A 17,160-nucleotide genomic window follows, 5' to 3' on the forward strand; every position below is an offset into this window, starting at 1 on the left:
GTGGAGCGCCGCCGCTCCTTCCCCGACGTCCTCGCCGGGGGAATCTTCATCCTGATCGGTGGCGCATTCGTGGTGGGGTCGCTCGGCTACGAGCTGGGCACCCCGCTGCGGATGGGCCCCGGCGCCTTCCCGCTGCTGGTCGGCGTGCTCGTGGCCGCGCTGGGCCTGGCCATCGTCATCAAGGGGCTCATCGCCGGCGAGGCGATCGTGTTCGGGCGGATCCCCTGGCGTGCGGTCGCCGCCATCACGCTCGCGCTCGTGTTCTTCGGGTTCACCGTACGGGGGCTCGGGTTCGTGCCGGCGTCGGCGGTGACCGCCCTGCTCACCACGCTGGCCAGTTCGCGCGTGCGGCTGCTCACGGCCGTGGCCGTGTCCGCCGGGCTCACCTTGGCCGGCACGCTCATCTTCGTCGTCGGGCTCCAGCTGCGGCTCCCGCTCTGGGGCCCGTGGCTGGGGTTCTGACGCGACATCCGGATTGAGGCATGGAACTTCTCGACAACCTCGCCCTGGGCTTCTCGACGGCCCTCCTGATCCAGAACGTCCTCTACTGCTTCGTGGGTGTGCTGCTCGGAACGGCGGTGGGCGTGCTGCCCGGCATCGGGCCGACGGCGACGGTGGCGATGCTGCTGCCGATCACGTTCAACTTCGAGCCGGTGACGGCGCTGATCATGCTGGCCGGCATCTATTACGGCGCGCAGTACGGCGGCTCGACGACCGCCATCCTCATCAACCTGCCCGGCGAGTCGTCGGCGGCGGTCACCGCGCTCGACGGGCACGAGATGGCCCGGCAGGGCAGGGCCGGCCCGGCGCTGGCCTCCGCCGCGATCGGGTCGTTCATCGCGGGCACGATCGCCACCGTCGCGCTCGCCATCGCGGCCCCGCCGCTGGCCCGCGTCGCGCTGCAGTTCGGCCCGGCCGAGTACTTCTCGCTGGTGCTGCTCGGCCTGATCGTGTCGATCGCGCTGGCGCGCGGCAACGCGATCAAGGCCCTGGCGATGATCTTCCTCGGCGTCCTGCTCGGCACGGTCGGCCAGGACATCTACACCGGCACGCCCAGGTTCGTCTTCGGCCAGCGCGAGCTGTACGGAGGCATCGACTTCGTGTCGGTCGCCGTCGGCATGTTCGGCGTGGCCGAGATCCTGCGCAACCTGGAGAACGAGCAGACCCGCACGGCGATCGTCAGCAAGGTGAAGAATCTCTGGCCCACCCGCGAGGACCGGCGCCGGATCGTCGGACCGATCCTGCGGGGCACCGGTCTCGGCGCCGCGCTGGGCGTCCTGCCCGGCGGTGGCCACGTGCTGGCCTCGTTCACCTCGTACGCCGTCGAGAAGCGCATCTCGAAGCGGCCGCAGGAGTTCGGGCGCGGCGCGATCGAGGGCGTCGCCGGCCCCGAGTCGGCCAACAACGCGGCCGCGCAGACGTCGTTCATCCCGCTGCTCACCCTGGGGCTGCCCGCCCATCCGGTGATGGCGCTGATGGTCGGCGCGTTCATCGTGCACGGCATCACCCCCGGCCCGAACGTCATCACCGACGAGCCCGCGCTGTTCTGGGGCCTGATCGCGTCGATGTGGATCGGCAACGTGCTGCTCGTGCTGCTGAACCTGCCGCTGATCGGCATGTGGGTGCGCATGCTGCGCATCCCGTACCAGGTGCTGTTCCCGATGATCATCCTGTTCGCCTCGATCGGGACGTACTCGCTGGGGTTCAACGCGTTCGACGTCTACGCGATCGTGCTCTTCGGGCTCCTGGGCTACATCCTGATCAAGTGCGGCTGCGAGCCGGCGCCGCTGCTGCTCGGCTTCGTCCTCGGGCCCCTGCTGGAGGAGAACCTGCGGCGGGCGATGATCATCTCTCGCGGCGACGCGTCGGTCTTCCTGACCCGGCCGATCTCCGCGGTGCTGCTGGCCGTGGCGCTGGCGGCGCTCGTCGTGGCCGTCCTCCCGACGATCCGCAAGCGCCGCGAGATGGTGTTCACCGAGGACGACTAGCCACTTCGCCGCCCTCACAGTTCGGTGCCGTGTCTCGTCGTACGGGTAGGGACAGATGCGAACGAGGGAGCCGCGGCACCATGACCACCCCATCCGAGCCGGCACACGCCCGGCCCGATCCGGGCCTGAGCGCGATCATGAGCGAGCGGCGTCACCTGATCAATCTCGCCTACCGGCTCCTCGGCTCCCTGGCCGACGCGGAGGACGTCGTGCAGGAGACGTACGCCCGCTGGTACGCCATGTCCCGGCGGCAGCAGGAGGCCATCGACTCCCCCGGCGCCTGGCTGACGACGGTCGCCAGCCGCATCTGCCTCGACCTGCTCGGCTCGGCGCGGGCCCGGCGCGAGAGATATGTGGGCGAATGGATCCCCGAGCCGCTGCCCGAGCAGTCGGAATGGAGTGCCGGCCGGCCGGGCGCCACCGGGACCGACCCGGCCGATCGGGTCACCCTCGACGAGTCGGTCAACATGGCCTTCCTCGTCGTGCTCGAATCCATGACTCCCGCCCAGCGGGTGGCGTTCATCCTGCACGACGTCTTCCGCTACTCCTTCGCCGAGGTGGCCGGGATCGTCGGGCGCACCGAGGCGGCCTGCCGCCAGCTGGCCGCCTCGGCCCGACGCCGCATCCGCACCGCGCGACCGCCCCAGGCCCCCGCGGCCCGGCAGGCCGGCATCGTCAGGGACTTCAAGCAGGCGTGGGAGGCCAAGGACATCGACGCCCTCGTCAACCTCCTCGACCCCGACGTCACGGGCACCGCCGACGGTGGCGGGGTCGTCAACGCCGTGCTGCGCCCGATCGAGGGCCGCGAGCGCCTCGCGCGGCGCTTCGTCGAGATCGCCCGCCTGGCGCCCGACGTGACCATCCTGGAGCGCACGGTCAACGGCCGGCCCGGGCTCGTGGCCCAGCAGGACGGCGCCACCATCGTGGTGATGGCGTTCGACGTCGCAGGCGACCGGATCAAGCGCATCTGGGCCGTGCTCAATCCAGAAAAGCTCCGGCCCTGGACGGATATCTGACCGGAGGCCGAATCGTGGTGAATATCTGAATCACGCGGACGGGTTTTCGCGTGCGCGAGGAATTCCGGCGGCCAGGAATAGCTCCCGTGCCGGCAATGACAATAGGCAGGTGCGCAAGTCCGCCGCCGTCATCTCTTTTCGTGTGCGAGAGGGCGTGAGGGGGCGAGCAGCGTGGACAGCGCCCAGCGTCCGGGGCCGAGGACGGCGACGAGCAGGAAACCCCAGCAGAAGAGCGCGGCCTTCTCCCCGCCGTTCTGGATGGGGAAGAGCGCCTGCGGCTGGTGGACGAAGAAGTAGGCGTAGGCCATGCTGCCCGAGCAGATGACGGCGGCGGCACGCGCGCCCAGGCCGAGCATGACGAGCACGCCGCCGACCAGCTGGATGGCGGCCGCCCACCAGCCCGGCCACTGGCCGATGCCGGGCACCGCGCCCTGCGGACCGCCCAGCACGCCGAAGAGTGTCGCCGCGCCGTGGCAGGCGAACAGCAGCCCTATCACGATCCGGTACAGAGCCAGGAAGAGCCCCTGATTCTTGAGCAGTGAATCCACCGATGTGTCCTTTCAAGAGGAAGGTTCGGAACCAATCGTGGGAGCGCTCCCAAACAGGTTCTCCAAAAACCAATACAAATGTCAACTACGTGCCGGCCGAAGGGTCCGCCGGCGAACGCCCGAGATGCGCGCCAAATGGCCGGACACTTCCTTCGCGAATATTCCGGCCCATGAAACTTTCACCCGCGCACGCGTCCGGCCCGGCCGCCGCGCGGCCGGGCCCCCGGCGATGCGCCGCACCTGCGAACGGCGCGCTCACTGGGCGTTCTCCGCACAGGTGCCCCTACCTGTACCTCGAATGGGGTGTACGCGGGAGCGACGAGGAGGGTGCGCGGCTGGCGTGCTCGCCACCGTCAGCCAAGCGGGCGCCGCACTTCACCTTCCGCCAAGGCCGCTTCGCCTCGCTGAAGGAATGCGACACTGCGATACGCCAAGCCCGCCACGAGATCGACTGGCTGGCTCGACTCCCCGCCCAAGCAGCGCAAGCGGTGCTGAAGACCTACCGCCAAGCGTGGGCGAACTTCTTCAACCCCGACCACCCGGCCCAACGCCCGACGTTCAAGGGCCGGTTCCATACCCGGATGGCGGTGGACGCGATCGCCGACGCCGAGCACGCGAGCCGGGTCACGCTGCTCGCGGGCGCCACGGCGGCGTTCCTGGTGATCGTCGCGACACGGGGCCGGCTCGGCTACCGCCCGGACGAGGAGCCCGTACGAGAGCCGTACAGGAGCCCGTACAGGAGATTCACCATCGGCGGTGAGACGCCGGGGCACAGCAGCGGGCGCGGGACCGGTGGGCGGTCCCGCGCCCGACGTGTGTCCGGCGAAAGACATGCGGCATTTCGCCGCAAACGGGACATCGCGGCAGCGCCTTCGCAACCGTCGTGACGAATGATCGACTTTTTCTGTCAATCGCATTGACATCGACCCTGTTCCGGCCGATGCTTTCCTCGCTGCACGCCCGTTTTTTGACCACCGCGCCCATTATTTGGGCATCCGGGAGAAGCCCACGCCGTGTTCGCGATTGATCTGAAACCCGAGGCCGGACGCACCCCCAAGCGCCCCATGGAGGGCGGCGTGGGATCGAGAGCCCGCACCGGCGGCGCACTGACCTGCCACCTGCTGCCGGCGAGAGCGAGCGCGCCGTGAACGTGCTCACCGATTCCACGAGCCGGTTGCTCTCCCGCTGGTGCGATCTGCCCTGCTCGCCGATCGCCTCGTCCATCGCCCGCCGCTGGGTGGCGGGGATGCTCACCTCCTGGAAGTTGCCGCTCTCCCCCGCGAACGAGGCGACGATCGCCGAGCTGACCAGCGAGCTGGTCACCAACGCGGTCCAGCACGCCGCCCCGCCACCCTGCGGCTCCTCCGGGATCAGGATCAACGTACGGGCCGGAGCCACCACGATCTGGCTGGCGGTCTGCGACCACGACCCGACCCTCCCCACGCGCCGGGCTCCCGACTTCTTCGCCGAGAGCGGGCGCGGCCTGTTCCTGGTGGAGGCGCAGGCCGACCAGTGGGGCGCGGTCCAGCACGAGAACGGCAAGTACGTCTGGTTCAGCCTGCAGTGCCACGGCGGCGCCCAGCACCCGAGCGCGATGCCGCCCGCCGACCCATCCGGTTGCCCCGAACGCTAAGGAGAACACCATGGCCCCCGTCGTCCTCCCCCACGACGTCACCGGCTCCGGGCAGCACCACGTGATCGTGTTGCACGGCTGGTTCGGCGACCGCAGCTCCTTCAGGAACATCCAGCCCTACCTGGACGGCGACGCGTTCAGCTACGCCTTCCCCGACTACCGGGGGTACGGCGAGGCGCGCGACCTCACCGGCGAGTACTCCCTCGCCGAGATCTCCGGCGACGTGATCGCGCTCGCCGACAAGCTGGGCTGGGAGACGTTCTCCCTGGTCGGCCACTCGATGGGCGGGACGGCGATGCAGCGCGTGATGCTGGACGCGCCCGGGCGGGTGAGCAAGCTCGTCGGCATCTCCCCGGTGCCGGCCTCCGGCGTGCCGTTCGACGACCAGAGCTGGGCGCTGTTCTCCGGGTCCGCCGAGGAGCCCGGCAACCGGCGCGCCATCATCGACCTCACCACCGGCAACCGGCTTCCCGGCGTGTGGCTCGACCAGATGGTGGCCGGCTCGCTGGGCAACTCCACGGTGACGGCCTACCGTGCGTACCTCGACGCCTGGGCCAAGACCGACTTCCACACCGAGGTGACCGGTTCCGCCACGCCGGTGCTCGTCATCGCCGGCGAGCACGACCCCGCGCTCTCCGCCGACGTCATGCGGGGCACCTGGCTGCAGTGGTACACCGACGCCGAACTGCTGACCTTCGCCGACGCCGGCCACTACGCGATGGACGAGACGCCGCTGGCCCTCGTGTCGGCCATCGAACGTTTCCTGGCCGCCTGACCGATCCCTTGGAGGGTTGCCCGTGAGTACGACGGTCAACGTGTTCGACCCGCGTATCTACGCACAGGGCATCCCGCACGAGACGTACCGCCTGCTACGTGACCACCACCCCGTGCGCTGGCAGGAGGAGCACGAGGTCGGCGACTGGCCGGCCGGGCCCGGATTCTGGGCGGTGACCCGCCACGCGGACGTCGTGCGTGTCCTGCGGTCGCCCAGCGAGTTCAGTTCCTGGCTCGGCGCCACCCAGATCCGCGACCCCGACCCGGCCGACCTGTCGTTCATCCGGCGGATGATGCTCAACCTCGATCCGCCGGATCACGGCCGGCTCCGGCGGATCGTCTCCGGCGTGTTCACCCCGAGGCGCGTCGAACGTTTCGCCGCCGGCATCGCGACGCGGGCCCGGCTGCTCATCGACGAGATCGCCGAGCGGGGCGAGTGCGACCTGCCGGTGGACGTGACCGACGACTACCCGATCCACAACCTCGCGGATCTCCTCGGCATCCCGCTCACCGACCGCGGCCAGATCCTGGAGTGGACCAACCGCGTGATCGGCTACCAGGATCCCGACCACGCGACCGTCGAGCGCGGCCCGGACGGCCGACCGGTCAACCCCCGTTCCCCGGCGATGCTCAAGGACATGTTCGAGTACGCCCACGCGCTCGCCGCCCGCAAGCGCAGGGAGCCGGCGGACGATCTCATGACGGCGCTGGCCACGGCCGAGGTGGACGGGCAGCGTCTCACCGATCCCGAACTGTCGATGTTCTTCTTCCTCCTGGTCATCGCGGGCAACGACACCGTGCGGTCGGCCCTGCCCGGCGGGCTGGTCGCGCTGCTCGGCCATCCGGGCCAGCATCGCCGGCTGCTCGACGACCCGGAGCTGCTCGACACCGCCGTCGAGGAGATGTTGCGCTGGCATCCGCCGGTGCTCAGCTTCCGCCGCACCGCCGTACGCGACGTGGTCCTGGCCGAGCAGCCCATCGCCGCAGGCGACAAGGTCGTCGTCTTCCACGGCGCGGCCAACTTCGACGAGCGGCGCTTCCCCGACCCGATGCGTTTCGACATCGCGCGCCGGCCCAACGACCACGTCTCGTTCGGGGACGGGCCGCACGTGTGCCTCGGCGCCCGGTTCGCCCGGCTGCAACTGCGCACGTTCTACCGGGAGCTGCTCTGGCGGCTGCCGGACATGCGGCTCGCCGGGCCTCCCGAGCGGCTGGTGTCGAACTTCATCGGCGGCGTCAAGCACCTGCCGCTGCGCTACACCCCCGCACCCAGGCTGGGCGCCGCATGACCGCCGACCAGCCCGGCACGGCGGGCACCGCGGTGTCGAAGACGATCGACACCGGACTGCGGCTGCTGGAGATCCTGAAGGACCATCCGGACGGGTTGACGATCACCGAGCTCGCACAGCTGACCGGGATCCACCGCAACGCGGTCTCCCGGCACCTCGTCGCGCTCGGCAACCACCGGCTGGCCGCCCGGGTCGGCAACCGCTTCACCCTGGGCCTCGGCATCGTCGAGCTCAACGCCGCCGTGCAACACCGGCTGCGCAGCGCGGCCTCGGCGGCGTTGCAGGCGCTGGCCGACACCTGCAACGCCACCGCGTTCATCACGGTGCTCGACATCGACGAGAGCCAGGCGGTCGTGCTCACCGTGGCCGAGCCGCGCGCCTCGCAGATCCACGTCACCTATCGCGCGGGCACCCGGCACCCCTCGAACCGCGCCGCCTCGGGGATCGCGATCCTGGCGGGCCGCCCGCCCCGCCCGGGCGAGCGCCCCGAGATAGCGCAGGCCCGCGCCGTCGGCTACTCGGTCACCGAAGGCGAGCTCCAGCCGGGCGCCTGGGGTGTCGCCGCCCCGATCTCCATCGCGGGACGCCCGGCCACCGCGAGTGTGGGCATGGTGACCATCGGGGAGCGGGACGCCGACGAGATCGCCCCCATCGTGCTCAGCACCGCGAGGGAGATCTCCCGGTTCCTCTGACGGCCGCGGCGCGAGGCAGGCCGCCCTGGCTAGCAGGTGACGACCTTCTGGTACTTCCCCCAGTAGTTGTGCCGGCGCATCTGCCCCTGCTGCAGGGTCCAGCAGGGCGAGTCCTTGCCGAACCTGATGACGATCTTCACGCGTACGGCCCTGCCGCAGGAGCGGTTCTTGACGAACGCGAACCCGCCCAGGTCGGCGTGCGACCGCCCGACGCAGGCCGGCGCGGTGCCGGCGGTCTGGGCGGAGGCCGGCCCGGCCCCGGTGAGCACCAGGCCGGCCCCGAGAACGGCTACGGATACCGCTTGGAGAATCTTCATGACGGCAGTGTCCGTACGCGCGCGTTGAGGACGTGTTGAGCCGGTGTTGAGGTCAGCGTTCGGAGGCGGCGGTCCGGGTCTGGACCTCGCGCACCCGCTCCACGTCCAGCTTGTTCGTCCGGTCGAACCGGTAGATGCCGTTCTCCTCCTGGAACACGTCGGTCAGCTGCGTGTAGCAGTATCCGAACATGTCCGGATCATCCAGCAGCACGTCGGTCAGCCCGGCGAACCGCGCGTGGAACTCGTCCTCGGTCCGCACCCGCTGCCCGTATCCCCAGGACGTCTGCCGGTCCGCCCGCTGATCGGTCCCGGCCAGCTCGGGGTTCCACCAGATCCCGCCGTACTCGCTGACGAAGTACGGCTGCCCCCGGTACGCCACGGAGATGGGCCGGCCGTCGGCGTCGTTGACGAACGGCTCGTCCCTCTTCAGGCCGGACATCAGGTCGGCGAAGGTGGCGGGCTCCTGCTCGTAGTTGTGCGAGTCGTAGATGTCGGTCTCCGGCACCCGGTGGCTGTAGCCGGACGCGTCGATGACCGGGCGGGTGGGGTCGGCGAGCTTCGTGGCCAGGAACATGCCGTGGGTGACGTCGTCGAGCTGGGAGACGCGGTCGTGGATCGGCTGCCGGGTCTCGTTGAGCGGGCACCAGCCGATGATCGACGGGTGTGAGACGTCCCGTTCCAGGACCTCCAGCCACTGCGTGACGAAGGACGCGGTCGGCCGCTGCTCGCGCCCGTCGTGGGCGCCCCAGTCGCCGAACTCCCCCCAGACCAGGTAGCCCAGCCGGTCGGCGTGGTAGAGGAAACGCTCCTCGAACACCTTCTGGTGCAGGCGCGCCCCGTTGAAGCCCGCGGCCAGCGCCAGCTCGATGTCCCGGAGCAGCGCGGCGTCGCTGGGCGCGGTCATGAGGCCGTCGGGGTAGTAGCCCTGGTCGAGGACGAGCCGCTGGAACACGGGACGGCCGTTGATGAGGACGCGCTTGCCGTCGATCGCGATGGAGCGCAGCCCGGCGTAGCTGTCGACGGTGTCCGTGACGGCGCCGCCGTCGTCGAGCAGCTCGACCTTCACGTCGTAGAGGTGGCCGTCGCCCGGCTCCCACAGGCGCACCCGGTCCTGCGGGATCTCCAGGCGCAGGGAGGGGGCGAGGTCCGCGTCGGCGCGGGCGGTCGCGGTGGCGACGGCGCCGTCCTTGTCGGCGACGCTCACCCGGACCGAGCTGCCGGGTCGGTTGCCGGACAGCGGGGTGACGACGGTGAAGGAGGAGGTCGCGACGTCGGGGGTGATGCGCGGGCGGCGCAGGTGCACGTCGGGGACGGGCTCCAGCCACACGGTCTGCCAGATTCCCGTCGTGCGGGTGTAGAGGCACTCGTAGTTCGCGTACCGGGTCGACTGCTTGCCCCGCGCCTGGGGTCCCTCGCGGGGGTCGCGGGCGCGTACGACGATCGTGGCGTCCTCGCCGGGGCGCGCCACGTCCGACAGGTCGGCCGTGAACGGGGAGAAGCCGCCGCGGTGGCGGGCCACCTCGACGCCGTTCACCCACACGGTGGCGTCGTGGTCGACGGCGCCGAAGTGCAGCAGGGTCCGGCGGCCCGCCCACGCGGCCGGGATGGTCACGGTGCGGCGGTACCACACCGCCTCCATGAAGTCGGTGTGCCCGAGCCCGGACAGCTCCGACTCCGGCGCGAAGGGGACGGTGATCGTCCCGGAGAGCTCGCGTTCGCGCAGGCCGCGCTCAAGGCCGGAGTCTCCGGCGTCGATCTCGAACTGCCACGGTCCGTTGAGGGTGAGCCAGTCCTGCCGGACCATCTGCGGGCGGGGGTATTCCGGTCGGGGCACGGCGGAACTCGGCATCTGTCAACCTTCCGGAAAACACAAAAACTGACAAAACAAAACCTTTTGCTACGTAGCAGAGTGTGCCACACTCCCTCCAACCGGAGTCAACATCCGGCCATCCCCCTGTTGTGAGGGCCGGCCGGACCCTCTGCGAGGAAGCACCTTATGAGCAAGTGGCCCGATACCCGCCTCTCCCGGCGAAGGGTGCTGCAGGCCGCGGGACTCTCCGCCCTGCTCGCCGGCTGTGGTACAGGACCCGCCGCGCGAAGCACGCGAGAGCTCGTCTTCTGGCATCTCATGACCGGCGGCGACGGCGAGCGGATGAACGCGATCGTGTCCAAGGCCGACGCGGACATGCCCAACGCCGAGATCAAGCAGGTCGTGCTGGCGTGGGGCGCCCCCTACTACACCAAACTCGCGATGTCGGCGGCCGGCGGGCGCGCGCCCGACCTCGGCATCGTGCACATGTCCCGGCTGGCCGGGTACGCGCCCGGCGGCCTGCTCGACCCCTGGGACCTCAACCGGCTCGCCCGCTACGGCATCAACGAGTCGACGTTCACGGCCCCGACATGGAAGAGCTCGATCGTCAACGGCAAGCTCTACGCCCTGGCCCTCGACTCGCACACGTTCGTGGCGTTCTTCAACACCGAACTGGCCGAAAAGGGCGGGCTGCTCGAGTCCGGCGGGAAACTGCCCGAGATCAAGAGCCTGGACGACCTGAAAAGACTCGGCAGGGAGTTCAAGAAGCTCACCGGCCACAAGTACGGCCTGTCGTACGGCTTCCTCGGCGACGGCGCCCAGCTGTGGCGCCTGTTCTGGACCTTCTACACCCAGCACGGCGCCACCTTCGGCCTGACGGGCGACACGTTCGGCTACGACGCCGAGGCGTTCGGCGAGTCGGTCGAGACGATGCGCAGCCTGGTCGACGGCGAGGTCGCCTCCAACAGCGCCGACTACGCCACGGCGAGCTCGTGGTTCCTCGGCGGCGACACCGGCCTGGCCTTCTCCGGCGTCTGGGAGCTCCCGCAGTACCAGGACGCGAAGATGCCCCTCGGCGCGATGCCGATCCCGAACCTGTTCGGCACGGACGTCAACTCCACCTGGGGAGATTCCCACACGTTCGTCCTCCCGCATCAGGACGACCCCGACGAGCAGCGACGGGAACTCGCCTACGAGGCCGTCTCGAAGATCCTCAAGAACTCGTTGCCCTGGGGCCAGGCCGGGCACACGCCCGCCTACCAGCCCGTCGTCAACACACCGGAGTTCAAGGCGCTGCGGCCGAACAACGACTACGCGGTCACGGCGACGTACCTCCACTACGACCCGCCGTCCTCCTTCACCGGCTCGGCATCGAGCTTCATGGACCAGTTCCGCAACAGCATCCAGAACGCGCTCACCGGCCAGACCTCCGTCAAGGACGCCATCGCCACCTTCGCCGAACGCGTCAACGTTCTCATGTCCAAGGCGGTGCAACGATGACGTCGGCCACTCTCACGAACAAGGGCGCCACCACCCCGGCGGCCACGACGCGGTCGAAGACCCTCAGGAGCCAGGGCGGGCTCCTCTACGTGCTGCCGTTCTTCGTGACCTTCGTGCTCTTCCTCCTCTGGCCCCTGATCTACGGGATCTGGATGAGCTTCACCGACCGCGACCTCGCGGCCGGGGCCGAGCCCAAGCTGGTCGGGCTCGACAACTACGCCGAGGCCCTCACGGACCCGATGGTGTGGACCACGTTCGGCAACACGGTGCTGTTCACCGCGATGACCACGATCCCGCTGGTCGTGGTGGCCCTCGCGGCGGCGCTGCTGGTCAACATGGGGCTGCCGGGGCAGTGGGTCTGGCGCATGGCGTTCTTCGTGCCGTACCTGCTCGCCTCGACCGTGGTCAGCCTCTTCTGGGAGTGGCTCTACAACCCCGAGCTCGGGTTGATCAACTCCTTCCTCGGCATCTTCGGCGTCGAGGGCAGGAGCTGGTTGCAGGACCCGGACTTCGCCATGGCGGCCGTCGCGGTCGCCACCACGTGGTGGACGCTCGGTTTCAACTTCCTGCTCTATCTGGCCGCGCTGCAGAACATCCCCAGCACGGTCTACGAGGCCGCCTCGATCGACGGGGCCGGCAAGTGGCGGCAGCTGTTCTCGATCACGCTGCCGCTGCTGCGCAACATCACCATGCTCATCCTCGTGCTGCAGGTGCTGGCCTCGCTCAAGGTGTTCGACCAGATCTTCCAGATGACGGCCGGCGGCCCCGACGACTCCACCCGCTCGATCCTGATGTACGTCTACGACACCGGGTTCACGAACTACCGGCTCGGCTACGCCTCGGCGATCTCGTACATCTTCTTCGCCATCATCCTGATCCTGTCGCTGCTGCAGCTGCGGTTCGCCCGGAGGTCCGACAAGTCATGAGAAGCATCAATCCCGGGCGCGTCGTGGCCTTCGTGGTGCTGGCCCTGTTCAGCCTCCTGATGCTGGCGCCGTTCCTGTGGGCGATCAACACCTCGTTCAAGACCGAGACGGACGCCGGCGCCAGCCCCGTGACGATCCTGCCCGAGGGCGGCTACACCTGGGACACCTACGTCGACCTCTTCCAGATGGGCAGCATCCCCACCTGGATGGTCAACAGCCTGATCGTGGCGGCCGGCGTCACGGCCATCACGCTGGTGATCTCCGCGCTGGCGGGCTACGCGTTCTCGCGGCTGGACTTCACCGGGCGCAAGCTGCTGCTGGGCCTCACCGTCGCCTCGATCATGGTCCCCGGGACCATCTTCATCGTGCCGCTCTTCGACGAGATGCTCGCCTTCAACATGGTGGACACGTACTGGGGGATGATCCTGCCCCAGGTGGTCGCGCCGGTGATGGTGTTCATCCTCAAGCGCTTCTTCGACAGCATCCCCCGCGAGCTGGAGGACGCCGCGCGGGTGGACGGAGCCGGATCGTTCCGGATCTTCCTCCAGATCGTGCTGCCGCTGTCGCGGCCGATCATCGCGGCGGTGGCGATCTTCACGTTCGTCGGCGCGTGGAACAACTTCCTGTGGCCGTACATCGTGACCAACGACCCCGACCTCATGACCCTGCCCGTCGGCCTGGAGACCGTCTCCACCGGCTTCGGAGTCGTCTTCGCCGAGAACATGGCCAAGTCCGTGCTGGCCGCGCTGCCCCTGATCGTGGTGTTCCTGTTCTTCCAGCGGCAGATCATCAAGGGCATCGCCACCACCGGGCTCGGCGGTCAGTGACCGGCCTCACCACGGCTCCGTTCCTGGCCGCTCACTGACTGGACTCGCGCACCTTCAGATGGAAGTCGACCATGATGTGCGACGTGCGCCCGCTGGGCTTTCCGGTGATCTGCTCGTGGAGCATGGCGACGGCGTGGGCGGCCATCGACTCGACGTCGGGGGAGACGGAGGTCAGCGAGGGCGTCGAGTAGCACGCCTCCTCGACGTCGTCGAAGCCCACCAGCGCTACCTCCTTCGGCACCCGGATGCCCCTGGCCTGCAGTGCCCGGAGCGCGCCGAGGGCGATGGAGTCGTTCATCGCGAAGATGGCGTCGGGCATCGGGCTCCCGGAGCCGATGTGCGCCTCGATCGCCTGCCGGCCGCCCTCGCGGGTCCAGTCGGCCCTGACCAGCAGGGTCTCGTCGGCCGGCAGCCCCGCCCGCTCGACGCCTTCGAGAAAGCCCTGCACGCGCATGCGTGCCGTCAGCCCTCCGTCGGGGTCGTAGCCGAGCACCATCAGCCGTCGCCGGCCCGTGTCGACCAGGTGGCGGGCCACCGCCACGGACGCCTCACGGTTGGGGATGCCGACGTGGTGAACCTCTCCCTCCAGGATCTGGTCGCCCATCAGCACGATCGGGTAGTCGGCGCGGCGGCGCTGCCCGTCGCCGGGCCGCAGTGACAGGGCCATCATGATCGCGCCGTCGGTCAGCTGGTTGCGGCCGCCCGTCAGGACCTGCAGCTCGTGCTCCCTGTCGGATCCGGTCAGCTCGATCATGACCGTGTAGCCGAGGGCCGCCGCCTTGCACACGACCGGGCCGGCGAGGTCGGCGAAGATGCGGGCCCTGAAGTCGGGGACGACGAGCGCGATGAGCCCCGTGCGGGCGGCGCGGAGGCTGCGCGCGGCGGCGTTGGGGACGTAGCCGAGCATGGCCATGGCGTCGAGCACGCGCTGGCGGGTCTCCGGGCGGACGTGTTCGTAGTTGTTGACGACGTTGGAGACCGTGCGCTGGGACACGCCGGCGGCGCGCGCCACGTCGTGCATGCTCACAGCCATCAGGCGACGCCTTACCCGGGATCGGTATCAGAGAGGTGCCATCGTACTGTTCGCGGCCTTGCGATCTCATCGGGTTTTTCGCCGCACGAGCGGGCGCCGCACGGCCAGGCGTCTCACATGGAGAGACGGCGTGCCGTAGTGCAGACGACAGATGAACTGTAAACTTTGTCAGCCCTGGTCACGTATGTCTCTTCCGTGCGTTCTCATCCCATCCGCACACGTGCTGACCTCCGGAGGAACCATGAGCTCTCCAGATGCCCTGTACGCCTACAGCGGGATCAAGAAGAGAGCCGGAGTCGTCTGCGACACCGCGGAGGACCTCCGGGTCGCCCGCCGCGAGTGGAAGGAGAAGGTCGACTCCCCCGAGCCCGAATTCGAGCTCGGCGACCCGGCCGCCGCCGTCACCGGCGTGCGCGAGGTCTGGGAGAAGGAGTTCACCGTCTATCGCGAGGTGCTCGAGAAGTGGTGCCTGGCGACGCGCGCGTCAGCCGCGGGGTTCGAGTCTGTCGAGGACTACCTCCGGTCCAGGCAGACGCCCACGTCCGGTGACCGTCCATGACCTCGGACGACTATCTGCAGGTCTCGACCGCGATCAGCCGGCTTCAGCAGGGCGTCGGCTTCCTCGCGACGATCACCAACCCGGTCACCATGATCGGCGAGGCCATCAGCACGATCAACACGCTGGGCTCGATCCTCAGGGACGTGCCCGGAGATCCCGACGGCATCGACGACCTCGGCAGGGCCTTCCGCAGGATGGCGGGCGCCATCGACACGGCCACCACCGATCTCGACCACACGCAGGTCTCGGTGCCGTCGGTGTGGAAGGGCGAGGCCGCCACCGAGGCGCTCGCCGCGCTCAAAGCGACCGACGACCTGCTGCAGCAGGCAGCGCCCGCCATGCGCAAGGCGGACACGTTGCTGACGGAATACGCCGACGAGCTGCGCCGGCTGAAACGCAGGCTCGGCGAGCACCGGCAGGACCTGCTCGACGCGGTGGGCGAGCTCGACAGCGCCCAGGACATCGTGCGCAACATGTGGAACACCGTGTGGCCGTTCGACGGCGACGGCGGCATCGCCGACGACATCGGCCGGGCCATCGGGGCCATCACCGGCGCCATCAGGGTCTTCGAAGACCTGGAGACCGCGGTGGACACGCTGCAGCGCGGGCTGCGCGACGTGCAGGGCAAGGCACGCGCGGGCGCGGTCCGGTCGCCGCACATCGACGCCTTCGACGCGGTGCTGCTGGCGGCCGCGGGCATCGACGGCACCGCGCAGGAGGAGAACGGCATCCTGAGCACGGCGCAGCTGGCCAGGGCCGCCGAGAAGATGGAGGCGCTGTCGGACGACGACCGCGCCCGCATGCAACGCCTCCTCGACGACGCCGGCTCCGAGGCGGAACGCGCCTATCTGATGAAGGCACTCGCGGCCGGCCACTCGGTCGATGACATCTCCACCTTCGCCTCGACCATCCGCGGCAAGAGCGAGAGCTGGTTGCGCGAGCACCTCAGCCTGGTCGACCCGGCGAGCAGCGGAAAGGTGCTCGTCAACGGCGTCGAGCTGGAGCAGCAGAACCAGACGACCTGCGGCTCCACCTCGATCATGGTGGCCCGCGCCATGAACGACCCGCTGTACGCGCTGAGCCTGACCACGGACGACAAGGGCAACCCGCTGACGGCCGCCGAGCTCCGGCAGAGGTTCACCGACGAGCAGCACCGCATCCACGACTCCACCAACACCGTGTGGCCGCAGAGCCTGGGCACCTCCCCCTGGGGGCTGAGCGGCGAGATGAACGAGCACGCCGACTCCTTCGGCACGCGCTACGACTGGCGGATCGTCGACGACACCGACGCCGGCTCCGTCAACCCGGCGCTCAACGACGCCGTCGGCGCGGTGGACGCCGGCCACACCGTGCCGGTCCTCATCGGCGACTCCTACCCGGCCCACTACGTGCTGCTCGTCGGGCACGAGGGCGACAACCTGGTCTTCTACAACCCGAGCGGGGAGATGACCCGCGTCAGCGAGGACGACTTCCGCAACGGCGACGTCTCGGCCCTGGGCTACGACCACGTCCAGGGCGTGGTGACCCCCCGATGAGCCGGCGACTCCTGCTGGTGCCGATCTGCGTGCTGCTGAGCGGGTGTGCCGCCTCCGACGCCACGACGCGCGCCGACCAGGCGCGGCTCGACGTCATGGTGTCGCAGCCGTTCGTCGGCGAGGCCGTCGAGGAGCCGGCCCGCAGGGTCGCGTTCCAGAAGTCGGACGACCTGCCCGCCACCCGGGGCACGGTGACCGTGGTCCTGGCCGACGGCCCGGCCGCGGATCCGGCCGGCGAGGCGCGGCGGCAGGCCGCGAGGGGCATGCGGAAACTGCGTGGCGGCGGCTGGACCGTCTACGCCACCGTGTGCCTGCCGCCGCGCGAGTCCGGTGACCCCGACCCGCCGGCGGAAGGCGCCTGGGACGCGTGGTCGTTCGCCGCGCACGCCTACAAGATCGTGGACGGCGTGTCCTACTTCGCCGTCGCCCAGGGGCTCGGGCAGTTGCCTGGCGACGTCGAGATGACCATCGAGATGCGCGCGCCGAGCTCGCACGAGCCGGTCACCGACCTGTTCCCCGACCGGCCGCCGGCCCTGCCCGCGGGACGGAACTGCGTGGAATCCGGCGACCTCCCGTCGAAGAAGCTCGCCGACGGCCCACCGGTGGTCATGGGCGAAAGCGGCAGCGAGCCATCCGGCAACGTACGGTGACGACCAGCCACGTGCGCTCTGGGCTGGGAAAACTAGATCATGTAGGGTGAGCCCGGCATACCC

Annotated in this window: 19 protein-coding genes; 15 read left to right on the top strand and 4 right to left on the bottom strand. The window is 69.6% G+C overall.

Translation table 11 applies throughout. The features are described from left to right. From ACZ6SA_RS24475 to sigJ, 3 genes are all read left to right on the top strand, one after another. Complete coding sequence (locus tag ACZ6SA_RS24475) at positions 1-462, top strand: tripartite tricarboxylate transporter TctB family protein (protein WP_347645713.1); 462 nt, start codon at positions 1-3, stop codon at positions 460-462. Positions 463-482: 20 nt separating this feature from the next. After that, a complete protein-coding gene (locus ACZ6SA_RS24480) occupies positions 483-1,988 on the top strand; it encodes a tripartite tricarboxylate transporter permease (RefSeq protein ID WP_347645712.1) in 1,506 nt (501 codons plus the stop codon). Positions 1,989-2,068: 80 nt separating this feature from the next. Then, positions 2,069-3,004, top strand: a complete 936-nt coding sequence (gene sigJ, locus ACZ6SA_RS24485; protein ID WP_347645711.1) for an RNA polymerase sigma factor SigJ — start codon at positions 2,069-2,071, stop codon at positions 3,002-3,004. A gap of 128 nt (positions 3,005-3,132) precedes the next feature. Here sigJ and ACZ6SA_RS24490 read toward each other — a convergent pair whose 3' ends face one another. Continuing rightward, complete coding sequence (locus tag ACZ6SA_RS24490; RefSeq protein ID WP_347645710.1) at positions 3,133-3,552, bottom strand: DoxX family protein; 420 nt, start codon at positions 3,550-3,552, stop codon at positions 3,133-3,135. A gap of 170 nt (positions 3,553-3,722) precedes the next feature. Between ACZ6SA_RS24490 and ACZ6SA_RS24495 the strand changes: the two genes are divergently transcribed. From ACZ6SA_RS24495 to ACZ6SA_RS24520, 6 genes are all read left to right on the top strand, one after another. After that, the gene (locus ACZ6SA_RS24495; protein WP_465830628.1) at positions 3,723-4,439 is read left to right on the top strand and encodes a hypothetical protein; all 717 of its coding nucleotides are present in this window, start codon (positions 3,723-3,725) and stop codon (positions 4,437-4,439) included. A 126-nt stretch (positions 4,440-4,565) separates the two neighbouring features. Continuing rightward, the gene (locus ACZ6SA_RS24500) at positions 4,566-4,700 is read left to right on the top strand and encodes a hypothetical protein (protein ID WP_347645708.1); all 135 of its coding nucleotides are present in this window, start codon (positions 4,566-4,568) and stop codon (positions 4,698-4,700) included. Continuing rightward, entirely contained in the window at positions 4,697-5,185 is a 489-nt protein-coding gene (locus ACZ6SA_RS24505) for an ATP-binding protein (protein WP_347645707.1), read from the top strand. The genes ACZ6SA_RS24500 and ACZ6SA_RS24505 overlap by 4 nt, the downstream gene beginning before the upstream one ends. Before the next feature lie 10 nt (positions 5,186-5,195). Then, a complete protein-coding gene (locus ACZ6SA_RS24510) occupies positions 5,196-5,960 on the top strand; it encodes an alpha/beta fold hydrolase (protein ID WP_443152091.1) in 765 nt (254 codons plus the stop codon). Positions 5,961-5,982: 22 nt separating this feature from the next. Then, entirely contained in the window at positions 5,983-7,248 is a 1,266-nt protein-coding gene (locus ACZ6SA_RS24515) for a cytochrome P450 (RefSeq protein WP_465830632.1), read from the top strand. After that, a complete protein-coding gene (locus tag ACZ6SA_RS24520; protein ID WP_347645704.1) occupies positions 7,245-7,940 on the top strand; it encodes an IclR family transcriptional regulator in 696 nt (231 codons plus the stop codon). Before ACZ6SA_RS24515 ends, ACZ6SA_RS24520 begins: the two co-directional genes overlap by 4 nt. Positions 7,941-7,969: 29 nt before the next feature. On the opposite strand, the gene ACZ6SA_RS24525 is transcribed toward ACZ6SA_RS24520, so the two are convergent. Next, the gene (locus ACZ6SA_RS24525; RefSeq protein ID WP_347645703.1) at positions 7,970-8,257 is read right to left on the bottom strand and encodes a hypothetical protein; all 288 of its coding nucleotides are present in this window, start codon (positions 8,255-8,257) and stop codon (positions 7,970-7,972) included. 52 nt (positions 8,258-8,309) lie between these two features. Further along, entirely contained in the window at positions 8,310-10,106 is a 1,797-nt protein-coding gene (locus tag ACZ6SA_RS24530; protein ID WP_465830635.1) for a glycoside hydrolase family 2 protein, read from the bottom strand. Positions 10,107-10,253: 147 nt separating this feature from the next. Between ACZ6SA_RS24530 and ACZ6SA_RS24535 the strand changes: the two genes are divergently transcribed. From ACZ6SA_RS24535 to ACZ6SA_RS24545, 3 genes are read left to right on the top strand one after another with little or no spacing between them, the layout of a single operon-like run. Then, the gene (locus ACZ6SA_RS24535) at positions 10,254-11,567 is read left to right on the top strand and encodes an extracellular solute-binding protein (protein WP_465830637.1); all 1,314 of its coding nucleotides are present in this window, start codon (positions 10,254-10,256) and stop codon (positions 11,565-11,567) included. Further along, complete coding sequence (locus tag ACZ6SA_RS24540) at positions 11,564-12,493, top strand: carbohydrate ABC transporter permease (protein ID WP_465830639.1); 930 nt, start codon at positions 11,564-11,566, stop codon at positions 12,491-12,493. Before ACZ6SA_RS24535 ends, ACZ6SA_RS24540 begins: the two co-directional genes overlap by 4 nt. Then, positions 12,490-13,320, top strand: a complete 831-nt coding sequence (locus ACZ6SA_RS24545; RefSeq protein ID WP_465830641.1) for a carbohydrate ABC transporter permease — start codon at positions 12,490-12,492, stop codon at positions 13,318-13,320. The genes ACZ6SA_RS24540 and ACZ6SA_RS24545 overlap by 4 nt, the downstream gene beginning before the upstream one ends. 31 nt (positions 13,321-13,351) lie before the next feature. Here the strand turns inward: ACZ6SA_RS24545 and ACZ6SA_RS24550 are convergent, their stop codons facing one another. Continuing rightward, complete coding sequence (locus tag ACZ6SA_RS24550; protein ID WP_465830643.1) at positions 13,352-14,353, bottom strand: LacI family DNA-binding transcriptional regulator; 1,002 nt, start codon at positions 14,351-14,353, stop codon at positions 13,352-13,354. A 241-nt stretch (positions 14,354-14,594) separates the two neighbouring features. Here ACZ6SA_RS24550 and ACZ6SA_RS24555 point away from each other — a divergent pair, with 241 nt between their 5' ends. The 3 genes from ACZ6SA_RS24555 to ACZ6SA_RS24565 are packed head-to-tail and all read left to right on the top strand — an operon-like array spanning position 14,595 to position 17,097. Continuing rightward, positions 14,595-14,912: a hypothetical protein gene (locus tag ACZ6SA_RS24555; protein WP_347645699.1), complete on the top strand. Its 318-nt coding sequence runs from the start codon at positions 14,595-14,597 to the stop codon at positions 14,910-14,912. Next, positions 14,909-16,447, top strand: a complete 1,539-nt coding sequence (locus tag ACZ6SA_RS24560) for a WXG100-like domain-containing protein (RefSeq protein ID WP_465830645.1) — start codon at positions 14,909-14,911, stop codon at positions 16,445-16,447. Before ACZ6SA_RS24555 ends, ACZ6SA_RS24560 begins: the two co-directional genes overlap by 4 nt. After that, on the top strand, positions 16,444-17,097 hold the full coding sequence (locus ACZ6SA_RS24565; RefSeq protein WP_465830646.1) for a hypothetical protein: 654 nt from the start codon (positions 16,444-16,446) through the stop codon (positions 17,095-17,097). The genes ACZ6SA_RS24560 and ACZ6SA_RS24565 overlap by 4 nt, the downstream gene beginning before the upstream one ends. Positions 17,098-17,160: the final 63 nt, after the last annotated feature.

The sequence above is a fragment of the Nonomuraea sp. NPDC049378 genome (assembly GCF_055586745.1).